General features: G+C 63.3%; 20 protein-coding genes. 12 read left to right on the top strand and 8 right to left on the bottom strand.

Annotation, left to right across the window (positions count from 1 at the left end):
* Positions 1–17: 17 nt before the first annotated feature.
* The 4 genes from J2Y63_RS11015 to J2Y63_RS11030 form a co-directional block, all read right to left on the bottom strand.
* Entirely contained in the window at positions 18–842 is an 825-nt protein-coding gene (locus J2Y63_RS11015; protein ID WP_256121101.1) for a carbohydrate ABC transporter permease, read from the bottom strand.
* Positions 843–853: 11 nt separating this feature from the next.
* Complete coding sequence (locus tag J2Y63_RS11020; RefSeq protein WP_256121100.1) at positions 854–1,726, bottom strand: carbohydrate ABC transporter permease; 873 nt, start codon at positions 1,724–1,726, stop codon at positions 854–856.
* A 188-nt stretch (positions 1,727–1,914) separates the two neighbouring features.
* Positions 1,915–3,228, bottom strand: a complete 1,314-nt coding sequence (locus J2Y63_RS11025) for an ABC transporter substrate-binding protein (RefSeq protein WP_256121099.1) — start codon at positions 3,226–3,228, stop codon at positions 1,915–1,917.
* A 158-nt stretch (positions 3,229–3,386) separates the two neighbouring features.
* Positions 3,387–4,340 (bottom strand): sugar-binding transcriptional regulator, encoded by a 954-nt coding sequence (locus J2Y63_RS11030; protein WP_435266114.1) that lies wholly within the window; start codon positions 4,338–4,340, stop codon positions 3,387–3,389.
* 256 nt (positions 4,341–4,596) lie between these two features.
* On the opposite strand from J2Y63_RS11030, the gene J2Y63_RS11035 reads away from it, so the two are divergent.
* Together J2Y63_RS11035 and preA are read left to right on the top strand one after the other, a co-directional pair.
* Positions 4,597–5,958, top strand: coding sequence for an NAD(P)-dependent oxidoreductase (locus tag J2Y63_RS11035; protein ID WP_256121097.1), 1,362 nt, complete (start codon positions 4,597–4,599; stop codon positions 5,956–5,958).
* Between the two features lie 12 nt (positions 5,959–5,970).
* Positions 5,971–7,284 (top strand): NAD-dependent dihydropyrimidine dehydrogenase subunit PreA, encoded by a 1,314-nt coding sequence (gene preA, locus J2Y63_RS11040; RefSeq protein WP_435266115.1) that lies wholly within the window; start codon positions 5,971–5,973, stop codon positions 7,282–7,284.
* Between the two features lie 61 nt (positions 7,285–7,345).
* Here preA and J2Y63_RS11045 read toward each other — a convergent pair whose 3' ends face one another.
* Positions 7,346–8,242, bottom strand: coding sequence for a DMT family transporter (locus J2Y63_RS11045; protein WP_435266116.1), 897 nt, complete (start codon positions 8,240–8,242; stop codon positions 7,346–7,348).
* Positions 8,243–8,371: 129 nt separating this feature from the next.
* Between J2Y63_RS11045 and J2Y63_RS11050 the strand changes: the two genes are divergently transcribed.
* Positions 8,372–8,845, top strand: a complete 474-nt coding sequence (locus J2Y63_RS11050; RefSeq protein ID WP_435266117.1) for an Lrp/AsnC family transcriptional regulator — start codon at positions 8,372–8,374, stop codon at positions 8,843–8,845.
* Between the two features lie 13 nt (positions 8,846–8,858).
* On the opposite strand, the gene J2Y63_RS11055 is transcribed toward J2Y63_RS11050, so the two are convergent.
* Complete coding sequence (locus tag J2Y63_RS11055; protein WP_435266118.1) at positions 8,859–9,497, bottom strand: exopolysaccharide biosynthesis protein; 639 nt, start codon at positions 9,495–9,497, stop codon at positions 8,859–8,861.
* Between the two features lie 120 nt (positions 9,498–9,617).
* Here J2Y63_RS11055 and J2Y63_RS11060 point away from each other — a divergent pair, with 120 nt between their 5' ends.
* Positions 9,618–10,547 carry a DMT family transporter gene (locus J2Y63_RS11060; protein WP_256121092.1) on the top strand — a complete coding sequence of 310 codons (930 nt, stop codon included), beginning with the start codon at positions 9,618–9,620 and terminating at the stop codon, positions 10,545–10,547.
* A gap of 78 nt (positions 10,548–10,625) precedes the next feature.
* Positions 10,626–11,846: an OpgC family protein gene (locus J2Y63_RS11065; protein ID WP_435266119.1), complete on the top strand. Its 1,221-nt coding sequence runs from the start codon at positions 10,626–10,628 to the stop codon at positions 11,844–11,846.
* On the opposite strand, the gene J2Y63_RS11070 is transcribed toward J2Y63_RS11065, so the two are convergent.
* Positions 11,827–12,477: a TetR family transcriptional regulator C-terminal domain-containing protein gene (locus J2Y63_RS11070; protein WP_435266120.1), complete on the bottom strand. Its 651-nt coding sequence runs from the start codon at positions 12,475–12,477 to the stop codon at positions 11,827–11,829. The genes J2Y63_RS11065 and J2Y63_RS11070 overlap by 20 nt on opposite strands.
* Positions 12,478–12,752: 275 nt before the next feature.
* On the opposite strand from J2Y63_RS11070, the gene J2Y63_RS11075 reads away from it, so the two are divergent.
* The 3 genes from J2Y63_RS11075 to J2Y63_RS11085 all read left to right on the top strand — a co-directional run bounded on the left by J2Y63_RS11075 (position 12,753) and on the right by J2Y63_RS11085 (position 15,897).
* Positions 12,753–14,003 (top strand): Zn-dependent hydrolase, encoded by a 1,251-nt coding sequence (locus J2Y63_RS11075; protein ID WP_435266121.1) that lies wholly within the window; start codon positions 12,753–12,755, stop codon positions 14,001–14,003.
* 62 nt (positions 14,004–14,065) lie between these two features.
* Positions 14,066–15,520, top strand: coding sequence for a dihydropyrimidinase (gene hydA / locus J2Y63_RS11080; RefSeq protein WP_435266122.1), 1,455 nt, complete (start codon positions 14,066–14,068; stop codon positions 15,518–15,520).
* The gene (locus J2Y63_RS11085; protein ID WP_435266123.1) at positions 15,520–15,897 is read left to right on the top strand and encodes a hypothetical protein; all 378 of its coding nucleotides are present in this window, start codon (positions 15,520–15,522) and stop codon (positions 15,895–15,897) included. The genes hydA and J2Y63_RS11085 overlap by 1 nt, the downstream gene beginning before the upstream one ends.
* 128 nt (positions 15,898–16,025) lie before the next feature.
* Here the strand turns inward: J2Y63_RS11085 and J2Y63_RS11090 are convergent, their stop codons facing one another.
* Positions 16,026–16,439 (bottom strand): cupin domain-containing protein, encoded by a 414-nt coding sequence (locus J2Y63_RS11090; protein ID WP_435266124.1) that lies wholly within the window; start codon positions 16,437–16,439, stop codon positions 16,026–16,028.
* A gap of 125 nt (positions 16,440–16,564) precedes the next feature.
* On the opposite strand from J2Y63_RS11090, the gene J2Y63_RS11095 reads away from it, so the two are divergent.
* Genes J2Y63_RS11095 through J2Y63_RS11110 form a run of 4 tightly spaced genes read left to right on the top strand, consistent with a single transcriptional unit; the run spans position 16,565 to position 19,456 of the window.
* Positions 16,565–17,368 carry an ABC transporter ATP-binding protein gene (locus J2Y63_RS11095; RefSeq protein ID WP_435266125.1) on the top strand — a complete coding sequence of 268 codons (804 nt, stop codon included), beginning with the start codon at positions 16,565–16,567 and terminating at the stop codon, positions 17,366–17,368.
* Positions 17,368–17,703, top strand: a complete 336-nt coding sequence (locus J2Y63_RS11100; protein WP_256121084.1) for a hypothetical protein — start codon at positions 17,368–17,370, stop codon at positions 17,701–17,703. Before J2Y63_RS11095 ends, J2Y63_RS11100 begins: the two co-directional genes overlap by 1 nt.
* 2 nt (positions 17,704–17,705) lie before the next feature.
* Positions 17,706–18,590, top strand: a complete 885-nt coding sequence (locus J2Y63_RS11105) for an ABC transporter permease (protein WP_435266126.1) — start codon at positions 17,706–17,708, stop codon at positions 18,588–18,590.
* Positions 18,587–19,456, top strand: coding sequence for an ABC transporter permease (locus J2Y63_RS11110; RefSeq protein WP_435266127.1), 870 nt, complete (start codon positions 18,587–18,589; stop codon positions 19,454–19,456). Before J2Y63_RS11105 ends, J2Y63_RS11110 begins: the two co-directional genes overlap by 4 nt.

Genomic DNA, 19,456 nt, shown 5'->3' on the forward strand with positions numbered 1-19,456 from the left:
CTCCCCGATCCTGGTCTTTACTTCACGGCGCCGAAGGTCAGGCCGCGGACAAGCTGCTTTTGCGAAAACCATCCCATGATGAGGATGGGGGCGATGGCGAGCGTGGAGGCTGCCGAGAGTTTCGCCCAGAAGAGACCCTGCGGGCTGGAGAACGAGGCGATGAAGGCGGTCAGCGGCGCGGCGTTGGTCGTCGTCAGGCGGATCGTCCAGAAGGCCTCGTTCCAGGCGAGGATGATGTTGAGCAGCATGGTCGATGCGATGCCCGGCACCGCCATCGGCGTCAGCACGTAGACGATCTCGCCCCAGAGCGATGCGCCATCCATGCGGGCCGCCTCCAGGATCTCACCCGGGATTTCGCGGAAGTAGGTGTAGAGCATCCAGATCACGATCGGCAGGTTGATCATGGTCAGCATGACGGTGAGGCCGATGCGGCTGTCGAGCAGGCCGAAGTCGCGAAACAGCAGGTAGATCGGCACCAGCACGGCGACGGCCGGCATCATCTTGGTGGAGAGCATCCACATCAGGATGTCCTTGGTCTTGGCGGTCGGCGAGAACGCCATCGACCAGGCGGCCGGCACGGCGATCAGCAATGCCAGGAGCGTCGAGCCGAGCGACAGGATCACCGAGTTCAGGAAGAACTTGAAGTAGTTGCTCTGCGCCTGAACGGCCTGGTAGCTCTCGACCGTGCCGGACGGAACGATGTTGAAGCCCTGGATTGCCTCGGTCTCGGATTTGAACGAGGTGATGATCGTGTAGAGGATCGGGAAGAAGATGATCAGCGCGATGATCCAGGCGGCGATCGTGAAGACGACGGTTCTTCTCGTTGAAACGGCTCTAGCCATGATCTTGCTCCCTACTTGTCCAGGTTCTTGCCGACGGCGCGCATCAGGAAGAAGGCGACGATATTGGCGAGGATGACGGCGATGATGCCACCGGCGGAAGCTCCGCCGACGTCGTAGCCGAGAAGGGCCGTGCGGTAGATCAGGAACGGCAGGTTGGTGGACGCATAACCCGGCCCGCCATTCGTCGTGACGAGGATTTCCGCATAGACGCCGAGCAGGAAGATCGTCTGGATGAGGATGACGACCGTGATCGAGCGCGAGAGATGCGGCACCGTCAGGTAGATGAAGCGGGAAACGAAGCCGGCGCCATCCATCTCGGCCGCTTCCTTCTGCTCGCCGTCAAGCGATTGCAGCGCTGTGAGCAGGATGAGGGTTGCGAAGGGCAGCCATTGCCAGGCGACGATGATGATGATCGAGAACAGCGGATATTGCGCGAACCAGTCGACCGGCTGGAGACCAAGGGACCTATTGATGTCCGCAAGCACCCCGTATCCTGGATGCATGATCATGTTCTTCCAGACGAGGGCCGCCACCGGCGGCATGACGAAGAACGGCGAGATGATCATGATGCGCACGATCCCCTGCCCCCACATCGGCTGGTCGAGCAGCAGCGCAATCCCGATCCCGCCGATCACCGTGATCAGCAGCACCCCGCCGACGATCAGCAGCGTGTTCCAGATCGACTGGAAGAAGGCCGGATCGGTATAGAAATACTGATAGTTGAACAGCCCCGCCCAGCTGACATTCGCCGGGTTCAGGAGATTGTAGTTCTGGAACGAAAACCACAGCGTCATCGCCAATGGCACGATCATCCAGATCAACAGCAACCCCACCGAGGGCGCCAACATCATCCGCGCCAAACCGCGCGTGTTCTCCGTCGCCATTGTCGTGACCTCCCTTTTCGCCGGCCGCTCCCCGCGCCGGACAGGCATCGCATCCATATTGGATAGAGCCCGAGTGCCGTTGTCACACGTTTTTTACAGTTCCGGCGCGGAATGGCCGCGCCGGATGCAAAGACCCCGTTTTCGGCTGCCCGGAACGCATCCGGGCAGCCTGTCCTTGGGGAGGAGGTTTACTTGATGTAGCCGGCGCGGGTCATTTCGCGGGTCGTGACCTGCTGTGCCTGGGCAAGCGCATCGTCGACCGTCATCTGGCCGGCAAGGGCTGCCGAGAAGAGCTGGCCGACCGTCGTGCCGAGACCCTGGAATTCAGGGATGGCCACGAACTGCACGCCGACATAGGGCACCGGCTTGACGGCCGGGTTCTTCGGATCGGCGGCGTCGATCGAGTCGAGCGTCATCTTGGCGAACGGAGCCGCCTTCTGGTACTCGGCGTTTTCATAGAGCGACTTGCGCGTGCCCGGAGGCACGTTTGCCCAGCCTTCCTTCTCGGCGACGAGAGCGGCATATTCCTTGCTGGTTGCCCAGGCGATGAACTTTTCTGCCGCTTCGGTCTTCTGCGAGCCTGCCGGGATGGCGAGGTTCCAGGCCCAGAGCCAGTTGCCGCGCTTGCCGAGGCCCGTGTCGGGAGCAAGGGCGAAACCGACCTTGTCGGCGACCGTCGATTCCTTCGGGTTCGTTACGAAGGATGCGGCGACCGTGGCGTCGATCCACATGCCGCACTTGCCCTGCTGGAAGAGCGCAAGGTTCTCGTTGAAGCCGTTGGAGGACGCGCCCTGCGGGCCGGCGTCGGTCATCAGCTTGACGTACATGTCGAGCGTGTTCTTCCATTCCGGCTGGTCGAACTGCGGCACCCACTTCTCGTCGAACCAGCGAGCGCCGAAGGCGTTGGACGTGGCGGTCAGGAACGCCATGTTCTCGCCCCAGCCGGCCTTGCCGCGAAGGCAGATGCCGTTGATGCCGGCCGCGCGGTCGGTCATCTTGCGGGCTGCTTCACCGATGAACTCCCAGGTCGGCGCGTCGGGCATGGTGAGCCCGGCCTTCTCGATCAGGTCCTTGCGGTACATGACCATCGAGCTTTCGCCGTAGAACGGCGCGGCATAGAGCTTGCCGTCGTCGCCCGTCAGACCGGCGCGAATGGCCGGCAGCAGGTCGTCGACGTCGTAGTCGGCACCGAGATTGTCGAGCGGTACCAGCCAGCCCTGCTTTGCCCAGATCGGAACCTCGTAGGTGCCGATCGTCATGATGTCGTACTGACCGCCCTTGGTCGCGACATCGGTCGTAACGCGCTCACGCAGCACGTTTTCCTCGAGCGTGACCCACTCGAGCTGAATGTCCGGGTTTTTCGTCGTGAAGGCTTCCGTCAGGCCCTGCATGCGCACCATGTCGCCATTGTTGACGGTGGCGATGGTCAGCGTTTCGGCGTTGGCGAAACCGCACAGGAGAGCAGCCGAGCTGACGCCCAGCAGAAGGGTTCTCAAATTCATCATCTTCCTCCCAGAAGGGTTTTGAGCATTTGCTTCGCTCATGAGCAATTACCCATAAATTGCCATGATAAGTCAACGCGAATCGTTGCTGCACCGCACAAAGCGGAGCAATGCTCATTGAATTTGATGGGAAATTTCTGTGTGGAGACCCGCTCGGCTCAGGCCGAAAGCAGGTGGCGCGCCGTCGACTCATCGGTGATGACGCCGTTGATCATGCCGCCGCGAAGCGCCGCAAGCAGGGCGAGATGCTTGCGCTTGCCCTTGGCAAGCCCGATCACCGTCGTCGTCTCGCGCGGCGGCAGCGGCACGGAGGCGACGCGTTCGTTGATGCTGCCTTCGAGCAGCTTGCCATCGCGGTCGAACATCCAGCCGCAGATCTCGCCCGCGGCGCCTTCCTCCATCAGCCGCGCCATCTCCTCCGGATCGAGGAAGCCGTCGAGGCAGAGCGGCGCATCCGCGCCGAGCTCGCCGATACCGACGAAGGCGACGTCCGCCTCGCGGCCGAGCCGCAAGGTGGACTGCACGAGGCTCTGCTTGTGCAGCAGGTCGCGCTCCTCGGTGGAGGAGACGAGCACCGGCAACGGCATCGGATAGTGCCGCGCCTTCACCGCATCGGCCATGGAGAAGATGACGTTGTAATAGGCAGCCGACCCGTCCGGCCCGATATTGCCGGTCAGCGACATGATGCGATGCTGCGGACATTCCATGGTCGGCAGCTGGTCGATCGCCGCCTTCAGCGTGCGCCCCGTACCAACCGCCAGCACGATCGGATCGGTCTTCTTCAGCCAGCGCTCGATTTCCGCCGCACCCGCCTCCGCAATGCCGATCGTCGTGGACGAGGAACCCGGATCGCTCGGCACGATATCGACATGCACCAGCCCGAATTTCTTGCGCAGCGCTTCGCCGAGTTCCAGGCATTCGGCGATCGGATGATCGAGCCGCACCTTGATCAGGCGCTCGGCGACGGCGAGCGACACGAGGCGCTGCGCCGACTGGCGGGAAATGCCCATGGCGGACGCGATCTCGTCCTGCGTGCGGCCCGCGACGTAATAGAGCCAGCCAGCCCTCGCCGCATCGTCCAGCCGCCCGGCTGTCTCCGTCCGCTTCGCCATGGTTTTCCCCGATTGTTTCAAACGATTTGCTGCATCTTTTCACGCCCTCTGTCAAACGTCACATGATGCCGCAGCAGGGACAGCCTCCGGCATGCGTTACCAGCAATGCGCTGAAAACATAACTTAAAATCTCATGTTTTTGCGCGCTGGACCGCCTGAGAAACCGGCATTTCTCCGTAAATTTTACCGTTTGATAAAAAAATAAACCTGAGTTACCGTTCTGTCATTCAAAAGCCCACGCGAATGGGAGAATAACATGGGAACGACGCAATCTGGGATCCATCGGGGGCGACTTGCGCCCGCCGAATACGAGACGAATTTTTCCGACCTCCATCCGCGCCTCGACGACCATGAGGCGCTGGTCGCGGCAGACCGCTGCTACTTCTGTCATGACGCGCCGTGCATGACGGCCTGTCCCACCTCCATCGACATTCCGCTGTTCATCCGCCAGATCTCGACCGGCAACCCGATCGGCTCGGCGAAGACGATCTTCGACCAGAACATCCTCGGCGGCATGTGCGCCCGCGTCTGTCCCACCGAGACGCTGTGCGAACAGGCCTGCGTGCGCAACACCGCCGAACACCGCCCCGTCGAGATCGGCCGCCTGCAACGCTACGCGACCGACGTGGCGATGACGGAGAACAAGCACTTTTACGAGCGTGCCGCGCGCACCGGCAAGGCGATCGCCGTCGTCGGCGCCGGCCCGGCCGGCCTCGCCGCAGCCCACCGCCTCGCCATGAACGGCCATGACGTCGTCGTCTTCGATGCGCGCGAAAAGGCCGGCGGCCTCAACGAATACGGCATCGCCACCTACAAGGCGGTCGACGATTTCGCGCAGAAGGAAGTCGATTATGTGCTGGCGATCGGCGGCATCGAGGTGAAGAACGGCCTGAAGCTCGGCCGCGATTTCTCGCTCGCCGACCTCACCGCCAATTTCGACGCCGTCTTCCTCGGCATGGGCCTTGCCGGCGTCAACGCCTTGCGCGCCGAGGGCGAAACGCTGCCGGGCGTCGTCGACGCCGTCGATTTCATCGCGGAACTGCGCCAGGCCGAAGACAAGGCTGCCATCCCCGTTGGCAGGCGCGTCGTCGTCATCGGCGGCGGCATGACGGCGGTGGATGCCGCCGTACAGGCAAAACTGCTTGGCGCTGAGGAAGTGACGATCTGCTACCGCCGTGGCAAGGAGCACATGAACGCCTCCGAATTCGAACAGGATCTCGCCGCCTCCAAGGGCGTGATGATCCGCCACTGGCTCCAGCCGAAGCGGGTCATCGCCAAGGACGGCCATGTCGCCGGCATCGAGGTGGAATATACCGAGATGCGCGACGGCGCGCTTACCGGCACCGGCGAGACCGGCGTGCTTGCCGCCGACCAGATCTTCAAGGCGATCGGCCAGACCTTCGAGGCCTCCGGCCTCGGTTCGCTGGCGATGAGCGGCGGGCGTATCGTCGTGGATTCCGAAGGCCGCACCTCCACCGCCAATGTCTGGGCGGGCGGCGACTGCGTGAAGGCCGGCGAGGATCTGACGGTCACCTCGGTCGCGCAAGGCCGCGATGCCGCCGATTCGATCAACCGCATGCTGGCCGCCGGTGCGCAGCCCGCCTTTGCCGTCGCTTGAGGGAGATGAGACATGGCTGATCTTCGCAACAACTTCGTCGGCATCAAATCGCCCAACCCGTTCTGGCTCGCCTCCGCGCCGCCGACCGACAAGGCCTATAACGTAGAGCGCGCCTTCAAGGCGGGCTGGGGCGGCGTGGTCTGGAAGACGCTCGGCGAGGAAGGCCCGCCGGTCGTCAACGTCAACGGCCCGCGCTACGGCGCGATCTGGGGCGCCGACCGTCGCCTTCTCGGCTTGAACAATATCGAGCTCATCACCGACCGCGACCTCTACACCAACCTGCGCGAGATGAAGCAGGTCAAGATGAACTGGCCGGACCGGGCGCTGATCGCCTCGATCATGGTGCCCTGCGAGGAGGAGAGCTGGAAGGCGATCCTGCCGCTGGTGGAAGAGACCGGCGCCGACGGTATCGAGCTCAACTTCGGCTGTCCTCACGGTATGTCCGAGCGCGGCATGGGGGCGGCCGTCGGCCAGGTGCCGGAATATATCGAGATGGTGGTGCGCTGGTGCAAGCAGTACACGCGCATGCCCGTCATCACCAAGCTGACGCCGAATATTACCGACATCCGCAAGCCCGCCCGCGCCGCCAAGGCCGGCGGCACCGATGCCGTATCGCTGATCAACACGATCAATTCGATCGTCTCCGTCGACCTCGACAATTTCGCGCCGAACCCGACGGTCGGCGGCAAGGGCACCCACGGCGGCTATTGCGGCCCGGCGGTGAAGCCCATTGCCCTCAACATGGTGGCCGAGATCGCCCGCGATCCGGAAACCTACGGAATGCCGATCTCCGGCATCGGCGGCATCACGACCTGGCGCGATGCGGCGGAATTCCTCGTTCTCGGCAGCGGCAACGTGCAGGTCTGCACGGCGGCGATGACCTACGGCTTCAAGATCGTGCAGGAGATGATCACCGGCCTGTCCTCCTGGATGGACGCCAAGGGCCACCGCGACCTGGACGACATCTGCGGCCGCGCGGTGCCCAACGTCACCGACTGGCAGTATCTCAACCTCAACTACATCGCCAAGGCCAAGATCGACCAGGACGCCTGCATCAAGTGCGGCCGCTGCCACATCGCCTGCGAGGACACCTCGCACCAGGCGATCACGCAGTTCGTCAACGGTGTCAGGCACTTCGAGGTGATGGAAGACGAGTGCGTCGGCTGCAATCTCTGCGTCAACGTCTGCCCGGTCGAAAACTGCATCACCATGGTCGGCCTCGAACCCGGCGTGCTTGACCAGCGCACCGGCAAGCCCGTCGATCCCAACTACGCCAACTGGACGACGCACACGAACAACCCGATGGCAAAGCAGGCCGCGGAGTAACCCTTCACAAGATCGATCGCAGGACTTCGCGTTCTGCGATCGATGCTTTGTAGTATATACGTCAGCGTTTTCTCAAGATCGGGAAGACCATTCCGAATGTTATGCTGGCGATGGCGATGATCTGGAAAAGCGTCAGTGTTTCACCGAGCACCGCCATGCCGGCCACCGCCGTCGCCACCGGAATGCACGGCATGAACAGCGAAGCCTGTTGCGGGCCGAGCTGACGAACCACGTAGGTGTAGAGCACCACCGCAACCGCACCGGCAAGAAAACCCTGGATCACCAGTTGCGTGGCGATCTCGGCCATGGATGCCGATGCCAGTCCGCTCGGCGCTAGGGCGTGCAGCAAGGGAAGCGGCAGGCAGGAAAAGAGGACGACGGCGATCGTCGTGGTCACCGCTTCGAGCGACCAGAGCCTTACCAGCACCGCATAGACCGCGAACATGATCCCCGATCCCGCAAACAGCAGATCGCCGCGCAACGTGTCGCCTGCGACGGCGCCCGCGTGGAAAACGAACAGCAGCAAGCCGACGATGACCGCGACAATGCCGACCATGCGAGCGCCGGAAACCTTGTCCTTGAACACGATGCGCGAGAACACGAAGGAGAAGAACAGGATGGAGGCGGGCGACAGGGCGGCGGCGTGGCTCGCCGGTGCATATGCAAGCCCCTGATTGATGATCAGCGGATAGGGCAACCCCGTCAAAATAGCCAAGGGAACGGTCTTCCGCCAGCCGAGTGCCCTCAGCTTTGCGGTGCCGGTCGTCCATAACACCGGCAAAAAGACGAAAGCGGCGCCGAGAAATCGCAAGCTCACGATATCGGCCGCCGTCAGGTGTTCGCGCAGGCTGAAGCGGGCGGCAACGAACTGGATGGTGGTGATCGCAACGAACACAATGCCGGCCAGAATGGCCAGCCGCTTGCTGCCGGCATTGTCTCCGATCGTCGCGATATGCACGTGTGCCTCCCTCCTGGCGGGACGGGCCTTGGCCCGTGACAATCACATGCTATTGCTCAGTCGTGCGCGGCTAAATATATTGAATTTCTGCATTCAAAGTGAAAATCACCATCTGTGGGATGATGTAGCGTGAATCATGAACTTGCCGATCTCGACACCATCGACCGCAGCCTGCTGAGACTTCTTCAGGAAGACGGCCGCCGGACCACGCTCGAACTGGCGAACAGGGTCGGCCTCTCGCCGACCGGGGCCAGCCAGCGTGTCAAGCGGCTGTTTCGCGAGGGTTATATCAAAGCCGTCAGGGCGATCCTCGATCCAAAGAAGATCGGCCGCGGCACGGTGGTGTTCATCCAGGTCCGCCTCGACCACACGGCACCGCATATTTTCGAGCGGTTTTCCGATGCAATCTCGAAGGCGCCGGAAGTGCTGGAATGCCACATGGTCATCGGCGGCTTCGACTATCTCGTGAAAGCGAGAATTGCCGACATGTCGCTGTTTCAGGATTTTCTGGAGCGGGTGATCCTGCCTTTGCCCGGCGTCAGGGAGACCCATACCTACGCATCGGTGGGGGACGTAAAGCCCGACGCCGTGCTGCCGATTTAGTCATAGCCGGAACTCACCCGAAGAGGCTGAAACTCTGCCCCGCACTATAGGCCAGAAGTGCCAGCCCGGCGAAATAGACGATCGTCAGAACGACCATCACGTACCCGCCCAGCACCACCAGCCCGTCGCGCTGCGAAATGCCGGCGGCGAGCAGCAGGATGGCGACGCCGGGCAGCGTGTTGGAGAAGGGAATGAGGCCGAGCGGCGCCATGAGCAGGAGACCCGCACCCATCAGCACCAGACCGTTCACGCGGTTCATCACGGCACCGGAGGTAAGCCCGGTCAGACGCGGCTTGAAGAACCGGTCAATCTTGCGCAGGAACTTGACGCCGCGCTCCAGCACAGGACGCAGCTTGCCGCTTTCCAACCGGCGATCGGCGACCTTTTGCGGCAGCCAGGGCAGACGGTTCAGCGTGATCGCGGCGCTGATCAGCACGATGCCGGCACCGAACACCGTCGACACGCCGGGAATGGAGACCGGAAACAGGAACGGCAGCGACAGGAAGGCGCAGAGCAGCAGCAGGCCGCTTTCGCCCATCATCGACAGCAGGTCGCGCAGCGTGATGTGCTCGCCCTTGATCGCGTGGATGATGTCTTCGAGCAACTCGCTCGTCTTGCGGTCCGTGTCCTTGAAGCCGATGGCTGACGTCATTGCATGTCCTCTTCTGTGCCGTCGGATTTGGGCGAGAATTGCGGCAATCCTGTGTGGAGTGGCGCAGAACGGCAACGCGGTCTATGACCGTGCCGCAGGCGAGACCATAGGATCATTTTCTTGACGAAGCGTATGCCGGCCCGGGCGGGCCTCAGTGTTCATGCCACAGGCCGCGAAAAGCTCAAAGGCCATATCGCCATGCTGCTCTTCGCGGTGTTGATCGCCGGGTCCTTCTCCTTCGGCGGCCTCGCGGCGCGCACCATGGAGGCCGAGCCGCTGACGCTCTGGCGCTACCTCATGACGATCGTCGTCATGGCCGCCCTCGCCTTCGGCGTCTTCAAGGTTCCGCTCGCCTTGCCGAAACAGGCCTGGCGCTTCCTCCTGCTCGGCGGCCTGATCGCCCTCTACATGCTGACCATGTTCTGGGCGCTGGAATTTACGAGCCCCATCGCCACCGGCGCCGTCTTCACCCTGATGCCGCTGATGAGCGCCGGCTTTGCGCTGCCGGTGCTGGGCCAGAGGACACGGCCGGGTGTGCTCGCCGGCCTGCTCATTGCCGCCGCCGGTGCGGTCTGGGTCATCTTCCGCGGCAATATCGACGCCATCCTCGCCTTCGATGTCGGCACCGGCGAGATGATCTTCTTTGCCGGCGTCATCTGCCATGCGCTCTACGTGCCGCTGATCCGCCGCTTCGACCGCGGCGAACCCGCCGTCGCCTTCGGTTTCTGGGTCACTGTGGGTGCCGCACTCTGGCTGATCCCGCCGGGCATACGCGGCCTTGTGGAAACGGATTTTTCCGCGCTGCCGCTCGCCGTCTATGCCGCCGTCACCTATCTCGCGGTCGTCACCACGGCCGGCACCTTCCTGCTCCTGCAATATGCCTCGATGCGCCTGCCGGCCTCCAAAGTGCTCGGCTACGGCTACCTGACGCCGAGCTTCATCATCCTGCTCGAAGGCCTTCTCGGCCACGGCTGGGCGAGCCCGCAGGTCGCCCTCGGCGCGCTCATCACGGCCTGCGGCCTCGCCTTGATGGCTTTCCTGCCCGACTGATTTTTCTCGGAACGATCTTCCGTCTCGTGCGTTCGGGCCCCGTTGGGGCGCACGGAAAATAATGACGGAGCGCATATTTTGAAGCGGTTTGACATCATAGATGGCATGCGGGGCTACTTCCTCGTCTTCATGCTCATCAACCACCTGATCTTCGTCGGCGGCTACTGGATGATGGAGGTCAACCACCGTCAGTTCGCCTTTGTCGAGGACGCCCAGGGCTTCGTCTTCCTCTCCGGCCTGCTCATCGGCATGGTCTACGCCCGCAAGATGCTGAAATACGGCTACGACGTCGGGCGCCAGCTCATCCGCAATCGCGCCTTCGAACTCTACCGCTATGCCATGGGCACGGTGATGGCCATTCTCGTCGTGCAGATGGTGCTGCCCGATGCCTACAGGCTCTGGTACAACTGGCTCGGCACCACGAATTTCGACGAGCCGCTCAGGCTGGTGGCCATCGCCACCTTCCTGTTCCAGCCGACCTTCATGGATATTCTGCCGCAATATATCGTCTACATGCTCTTCGCGCCGCCGCTCGTCTGGCTGTGCCTGCGCGGAAAATGGGCGCATGTGCTGGCGGGTTCGCTGATCGTTTGGATGGCCGCACAGCTCGGCCTGCAACGCTTCATCACCGATCCGCTGCACACCTTCTTCACCGGCTCGGACGGCCAGGGCATCCGCACGAGCTTCAACCTGCTCGGCTGGCAGATCGTCTTCTTCTCCGCTCTGGTGATTGGCGCCCTGACGGCGCAAAACAAGATCGACTGGGAGCGCATCTTCTCGCCGGAAAAGACGCTGCTGCCGAAGGCCGCACTCGCCATCTGCCTGTTCTTCCTACCGCTGCGCATCGTCACGGCGTGGGACCTGCTGCCGCAATCCGTGCTCGACAAGTTCGCGACGATGGAGATTCGCGCGGATTTCGGCCCGGTCTATCTCATCAACTTCGCCGCCGTCGCGATCGGTCTCACCTGGCTGCTGATCGCCGGCCCCAAGCATCACAATCTCTGGGTTCGAAAGCTGGCAGGCGGCGTCACCGCCGTCTTCACCCTGCGCTTCCTGCGCCTGCTCGGCCGCCATTCGCTGCAGGTTTATGTCTGGCACGTCGCCATCGTCTATGCGGTCTATTATGCCGACGGCCGCACGCCGGAACTGTCGCAGCTCACCAAGACGATGATCGCCGTCACCGGCATTGCCCTTCTCGCCCTTCCCGCGCTCTGGCGCGAACGCGAGGAGATCGCTGCCAGCCTGTTCGGCCCGCCAAAGGCGGAACCTGCCAAGGAAACTAGGCCGGCTGCTCGCTGACATGCAGGCCGGTGAGGAAGAGCTGTTCGAGGAAGCGCGCCGCATCCTCGAACCGCCCGTCGCCGGCATGCTCCTGCCCCAGCACCGCGCGCACCTGCACGTCGAAGTCGGCATAGTGCTGGGTGGTCGACCAGATCGAGAAGATCAGGTGGTAGGGATCGCATTTGGCAATCTTGCCCGCCTTCGCCCAGACGCGAATGACCTCGGCCTTCTCGTCGACGAGGGACTTCAGCGGCCCCTTCAGCTCGTCCTCGATATTCGGCGCGCCTTGCAGGATTTCATTGGCGAAGAGCCGGCTTTCGCGCGGGAAATCCCGCGCCATTTCCAGCTTGCGGCGAATGTAGCTGCGGATTTCCGAGACCGGATTGCCCTCCGCATCGAATTCGCGCAGCGGGTCGAGCCAGGTATCGAGCACGCGGGTGATCAGCGCGCGGTGCATCGCCTCCTTGGTGCGGAAATAGTAGAGCAGGTTTGGCTTGGACATGCCGGCCACCTCGGCGATCTGGTCGACGGTGGCGCCGCGGAAGCCGTGGAGCGAAAACACCTCCAGCGCCGCCTCGAGGATCTGCTCCTCCTTCGCCTCCTGGATGCGCGTGCGCCGTTGTGTCCTGGCCGCCCTCGGTAATGCCATCGTGCTCCCCCCGGCCTTGACCGACGATCCGGAAAAGTGCCGCCAAATTCACCAGTTTAACCAGCCGCCATTTTCTTGGGCGCACCCATATGCTTTTTGGTTTTTCGGCTTGAGTGCCACAACGGAAGCTGTAATGTTTACCAACCGGTCAAATTATCAGACAGTTATCAAGTAAAGGCAACTGCTGATCGGAAGGCGCGAAAACAACAAGGGCGCCGCCAGCCGGTGGGAACGAAATGGGGTTGCAAAAGCCCGAAGACGTGGGAGCATAGGACATGGCCGCACCCGGCGAGAACATGCGTGTCAACGCGGACCGCCTGTGGGATTCCCTCATGGACATGGCGAAGATCGGCCCCGGCATTGCCGGCGGCAACAATCGCCAGACGCTGACCGATTCCGACGCCGAAGGCCGCCGCCTGTTCCAGGCCTGGTGCGATAGCGCAGGCCTCACCATGGGCGTCGACACGATGGGCAACATGTTCATGACGCGCGAGGGCACGGACCCGGACGCGCTGCCCGTCTATATCGGCTCGCATCTCGACACCCAACCGACCGGCGGCAAATATGACGGCGTGCTCGGCGTGCTCGCCGGCCTCGAAGTCGTGCGCTCGCTGAACGATCTCGGCATCAGGACAAAGCATCCCATCGTCGTCACCAACTGGACGAACGAGGAAGGCGCCCGCTTCGCCCCCGCCATGCTCGCCTCCGGCGTCTTCGCCGGCGTGCACAGCCAGGATTACGCCTATGCCCGCAAGGACCCGGACGGAAAGACCTTCGGCGACGAGCTGAAGCGCATCGGCTGGATCGGCGACGAAGAGGTCGGCGCGCGCAAGATGCACGCCTATTTCGAATATCACATCGAACAGGGTCCAATCCTCGAAGCGGAAGGTAAGGACATCGGCGTCGTCACCCACTGTCAGGGCCTGTGGTGGCTGGAATTCACGCTGACCGGCCGCGAGGCGCATACCGGCTCGACGCCGATGGCCATGCGCGTCAATGCCGGCCTCGCCATGTCGCGCATCCTCGAAATGGTGCAGACCGTCGCCATGGAAAACCAGCCGGGTGCCGTCGGCGGTGTCGGCCAGGTGTTCTTCTCGCCGAATTCGCGCAACGTGCTGCCCGGCAAGGTGGTCTTCACCGTCGACATCCGTTCGCCCGACCAGGCGAAACTCGACGGCATGCGCGCCCGCATCGAGGCGGAAGCGCCAAAAATCTGCGAGGCGCTCGGCGTCGGCTGTTCGGTCGAGGCCGTCGGCCATTTCGACCCCGTCACCTTCGATTCGACGCTGGTTGCAACCGTGCGCAAGGCCGCCGAAGACCTCGGCTACAGCCACATGAACCTCATCTCCGGCGCCGGCCACGACGCCTGCTGGACCGCCCGGGTGGCCCCCTCCACGATGATCATGTGCCCCTGCGTCGGCGGCCTCTCGCACAACGAGGCGGAAGACATCTCGAAGGAATGGGCCGCCGCCGGCGCCGACGTGCTGCTCCATGCGGTGATCGAGACGGCGGGGATTGCGGAGTAATCCGTGACGGGCGGCCCCACGCTTTGCGTGCACAAACGATTCAAGACAGGGAACGAACCAAAATGAGCACAGTCATCAAGGGCGGAACCGTTGTCACCGCCGACCTCACCTACAAGGCGGACGTCAAGGTCGAGGGTGGGAAGATCGTGGAGATCGGGCCGGACCTTTCCGGCGACGAGGTGCTGGATGCGGCGGGCTGTTATGTCATGCCGGGCGGCATCGATCCGCATGTGCATCTCGAAATGCCCTTCATGGGCACCTATTCCGCCGATGATTTCGAGAGCGGCACGCGCGCGGGCCTTGCCGGCGGCACGACCATGGTGGTCGATTTCTGCCTGCCCGATCCCGGCCAGTCGCTGCTCGACGCGCTGAAGCGCTGGGACAACAAGTCGACGCGCGCCAATTGCGACTATTCCTTCCACATGTCCGTCACCTGGTGGGGCGAACAGGTCTTCGACGAGATGAAGGCCATCGTCGAGGAAAAGGGCATCAACACCTTCAAGCACTTCATGGCCTATAAGGGTGCCTTGATGGTGAACGACGACGAAATGTTCGCCTCGTTCCAGCGCTGCGCGGCACTCGGCGCCCTCCCCCTGGTGCATGCGGAGAACGGCGACGTCGTCGCCGCCATGCAGGCCAAGCTGATGGACGAGGGCAACAACGGGCCGGAAGGCCACGCCTATTCGCGACCGCCATCCGTCGAAGGCGAGGCGACGAACCGCGCCATCATCATCGCCGACATGGCGGGTGCGCCGCTCTATGTGGTTCACACCTCCTGCGAACAGGCGCACGAGGCCATCCGCCGCGCCCGGCAGAACGGCATGCGCGTCTATGGCGAGCCGCTGATCCAGCACCTGACGCTCGACGAAAGCGAATATTTCAACAAGGACTGGGACCATTCGGCGCGCCGCGTCATGAGCCCGCCCTTTCGCAACAAGCAGCACCAGGACTCGCTCTGGGCCGGCCTTGCCGCGGGCTCCCTGCAGGTGGTCGCGACCGACCATTGCGCCTTCACCACCGACCAGAAGCGCACCGGCGCCGGCGATTTCCGCAAGATCCCGAACGGCACCGGCGGCCTGGAAGACCGCATGCCGATGCTCTGGACCAATGGCGTCAACACCGGCCGCCTCACCATGAACGAGTTCGTCGCCGTCACCTCGACCAACATCGCCAAGATCCTCAACGTCTATCCGAGGAAGGGCGCGATCCTCGTCGGCGCCGATGCGGATATCGTCGTGTGGGACCCGAAGCGCTCTAAGACCATCTCCGCCAAGAGCCAGCAATCCTCGATCGACTACAACGTCTTCGAGGGCAAGGAAGTGGTGGGCCTGCCGCGCTACACGCTGACGCGCGGTGTGGTGGCCATCGAGGAAAGCACCGTGAAGACCCGCGAGGGCCACGGCCAGTTCGTCAAGCGCGAGCCCTTCACGGCGGTCAACAAGGCACTGTCGACGTGGAAGGAAATCACCGCGCCGCGCAAGGTCGAGCGCAGCGGCATTCCGGCGAGCGGCGTCTGATGCGCGCCGGCCGCCTGCTCCCCGTCCTCTTTCTCGGCACCACTCTCACCGGCCCGGCGGTGGCGGCGGCCGACGTCGTCGACGGTTCCTACGGCAACAAGGAAGGCTGCCAATATGCGGCGACCGGCGATTCGTCCGGCGCCGATTTCTTCTTCCTGTTGAACAAGGAGGGCGTCACCACGGCGGCCTCCTATTGCGAATTCAAGGGCGAGGCAAAACAGGTGGACGGTGCCACGGTGGTGCCTGCGGAGTGCCATGAAGAAGGCTACGAGGAGACGACGCCCTACGAGCTGACACTGACGCCGGAGAATGGCGGTTACACGATCAGCTTTCCGGACGGAACGCGCTGGGGGCCGATCATGCGGTGCGAAAAGTGACGGTCGGAGGGCATAGATACACCCCCCTCTGTCCTGCCGGACATCTCCCCCTCAAGGGGGGAGATCGAATGGCTGCACCGCTTCGTCAGATCGCAGGCAAACCGTCAGAGGGCTGCAAGCCCCGACGCCTAAACCGCAATGAGCGCCTCCAAATGCGGCAGAAGCACCACGCTCTCCTGCTCGTGGGGATCTGTCCTAGCGATGACCGCCGAGGCCGGCTGGTCGGAGAGATTTGCGGGAAGATGCGGCACGCCGGCGGGGATGTAGAACATCTCGCCCGCCTTGACGATGACGTGGTTTTCCAGCCGCTCGCCATACCAGGTATGGGCCTCGCCGGAGAGCATGTAGATCGCCGTCTCGTGGCTCTCGTGCATATGCGCCCTCGCCCGTCCGCCCGGCGGGATCGTCAGCAGATGCATGCAGATGCCGGACGCGCCCACGCTCTCGCGGGCGATGCCCTCGAAATAGCTGAACCCCTGCTTGCCGTCATAGGTGCTGCCCGGTCGCACCACCCGGCATTCGGCCTTCGATTCCACCGCCATCGTTTCGTCCCCCGTGAGATTTCCGTGCCCAAAGTGATAATGAAGACAATGCCGATTGCAATGCTGGAAATGGACATGCAGTCTGCCGGAAACCGCGCCGTGAGGGGCGCCGAAAGATGACCAGCATGTCCGATCGATCCCTGTCCGATACCGTCGTTTCCGCCAAGGAGCTCGGCCTCACCTTCCAGACCGCCGACGGCCCGGTGACAGCGCTGACCGGCGTCAACCTCACGGTCGAAAAGGGCGATTTCGTTTCCTTCATCGGCCCGTCCGGCTGCGGCAAGACGACATTTCTCCGCGTCATAGCCGATCTCGAAAAGCCGACCTCCGGCACGATCACCATCAACGGCATGTCGCCGGAGGAAGCCCGCAGGCGCCGCGCCTATGGCTATGTCTTCCAGGCGGCCGCACTTTATCCCTGGCGCACCATCGAGAAGAACATCGCACTTCCGCTGGAAATCATGGGCCATAGTCGGGACGAGCAGAAGGCGCGCGTCGCGCGCACGCTCGATCTCGTCAACCTCTCCGGCTTCGAGAAGAAATATCCCTGGCAGCTTTCCGGCGGCATGCAGCAGCGCGCGTCGATCGCCCGCGCGCTCGCCTTCGACGCCGACCTGCTGCTGATGGACGAACCCTTCGGCGCGCTCGACGAGATCGTGCGCGACCACCTCAACGAACAGCTCCTGGAACTCTGGGCGCGCACGAACAAGACGATCTGCTTCGTCACACATTCCATCCCCGAGGCCGTCTATCTCTCGACGAAGATCGTCGTGATGAGCCCCCGCCCCGGCCGCGTGACCGATATCATCGAATCACCGCTGCCGAAGGAGCGGCCGCTCGACATCCGCGAAACGCCGGAATTCCTCGAAATCGCCCACCGGGTACGCGAGGGCCTGCGCGCCGGCCACAGCTACGAGGAGCACGCCTGATGAAGCTGCCCTACGTGCTCTGGCTCTTCGCCGCGACCGCCGTCTTCATCGGCGCCGCCACCTCGTCGCGCGCCTATATCGGCACGACGAACCTCCTCTACCTGCTGCTCTCCATGACGCTCTACATCGTCGGCAACCTGATGATGCTGAAGCTGATGCGCGAGGGCGGGCTTGGCCTTGCAGTGTCGCTGTCGGCCATCACCCAGCTGTTTCTCATCAACATCATCGCCTTCCTGTTCTTCGGCGAACGGCTGAGCGGCACCCAGCTTGCGGGCGTGGCACTCGGCATCGTCGCCATGGGCCTCATGCTGATGCCCTCCCCGGCAAGGAGCTGAGCATGGAACAGGCCAGCTTCCTCCGCGACCGCCTGCTTCCCATCGGCACCGTGCTGCTTGCGCTTCTGGTACTCTGGTATGTCTTCGCCGTCGTGTTGAACGCGCCCTTCGAGCGCGACCAGGCGGCGCGCGCCGGCGGGACGATCGGCTTCATCGAACTGCTGCCGAAGACGATGGCGCAGGAGCGGCCGGTGCTGCCGGCACCGCACCAGGTCTTTGCCGAGCTGTGGGACACCACCGTCAACAAGGCGATCACCTCGAAGCGCAGCCTCGTCTATCATTCGTGGATCACGCTCTCGGCGACGCTGCTTGGCTTCTCGATGGGCGCCGTGCTCGGAATATTGCTCGCCATCGGCATTGTGCACAACCGCGCCATGGACCGCTCGCTGATGCCCTGGGTTATCGCCAGCCAGACGATCCCCATCCTCGCCATCGCGCCCATGATCATCGTGGTGCTGAATGCGGTGGGCATTTCCGGCCTGATGCCGAAGGCGCTGATCTCGACCTACCTGTCTTTCTTCCCCGTCGTCGTCGGCATGGTGAAGGGGCTGCGCAGCCCCGAGCAGATCCAGCTCGACCTGATGCACACCTACAACGCGTCGCCCGCGCAGACCTTCTGGAAGCTGCGCTGGCCCGCCTCCATGCCCTACCTCTTCACCTCGCTGAAGGTGGCGGTCGCCATCTCGCTGGTCGGCGCCATCGTCGGCGAACTGCCGACCGGTGCCGTCGCCGGCCTCGGCGCACGCCTGTTGGCAGGCTCCTACTACGGCCAGACGGTGCAGATCTGGGCGGCGCTCTTCATGGCGGCGGCGGTCGCCGCGCTGCTCGTCATCATCGTCGGCATTGCCCACACGCGCGTCCTCAAGCGCATGGGGGCACGGACATGACCCTCTCCGTCCTCCTCGCTGCCATCGTCTTCTGGCTCGCCGCCTGGGCGTTCAACGAATGGCTGGTGCGCCGAAAATTCGTGAACCCGGCCGCCGATCGCGCCGCACGCATCGCCGTGCCGCTGATCTTCGGCGCCACGATCCTCGTGCTCTGGGAAGGCATCGTGCGGGGCTTCAACGTGCCCTCCGTGCTGCTGCCGCCGCCGAGCATGATCTGGGTGCGGCTGATCAATTCCGTGCCGACGCTCTGGGCCGATTTCCGCCAGACCTTCCTGAAATCCGTGCTCGTCGGCTATGCGCTCGGCTGCGGCCTCGGCTTCCTCGTCGCGATCCTCATCGACCGCTCGCCCTTCCTGCAAAAGGGCCTGTTGCCGCTCGGCAATTTCGTCTCGGCGCTGCCGGTCATCGGTGTCGCGCCCATCATGGTCATGTGGTTCGGCTTCGACTGGCAGTCGAAGGTGGCGGTCGTCGTCATCATGACCTTCTTCCCCATGCTGGTGAACACCGTCTCCGGCCTTGCCGCGACGAGCCACATGGAGCGCGACCTGATGCGCACCTATGCCGCCGACTGGTTCCAGACGCTGGTGAAGCTGCGTCTTCCCGCCGCCTGGCCCTTCATCTTCAATGCGCTCAAGATCAACTCCACGCTCGCGCTGATCGGCGCGATCGTCGCCGAATTCTTCGGAACGCCCATCGTCGGCATGGGTTTTCGCATCTCCACGGAAGTGGGCCGCATGAATGTCGACATGGTTTGGGCCGAAATCGCGGTCGCCGCGGTGGCTGGCTCCGCCTTCTACGGGGTGGTCGCGCTCATCGAGCGGATCGTCACGTTCTGGCACCCGTCTGTCCGTGGTGGGCAGGCGTAA

This window comes from Shinella sp. BE166 (genome assembly GCF_051201095.1).
Taxonomy (GTDB): domain Bacteria; phylum Pseudomonadota; class Alphaproteobacteria; order Rhizobiales; family Rhizobiaceae; genus Shinella; species Shinella lacus.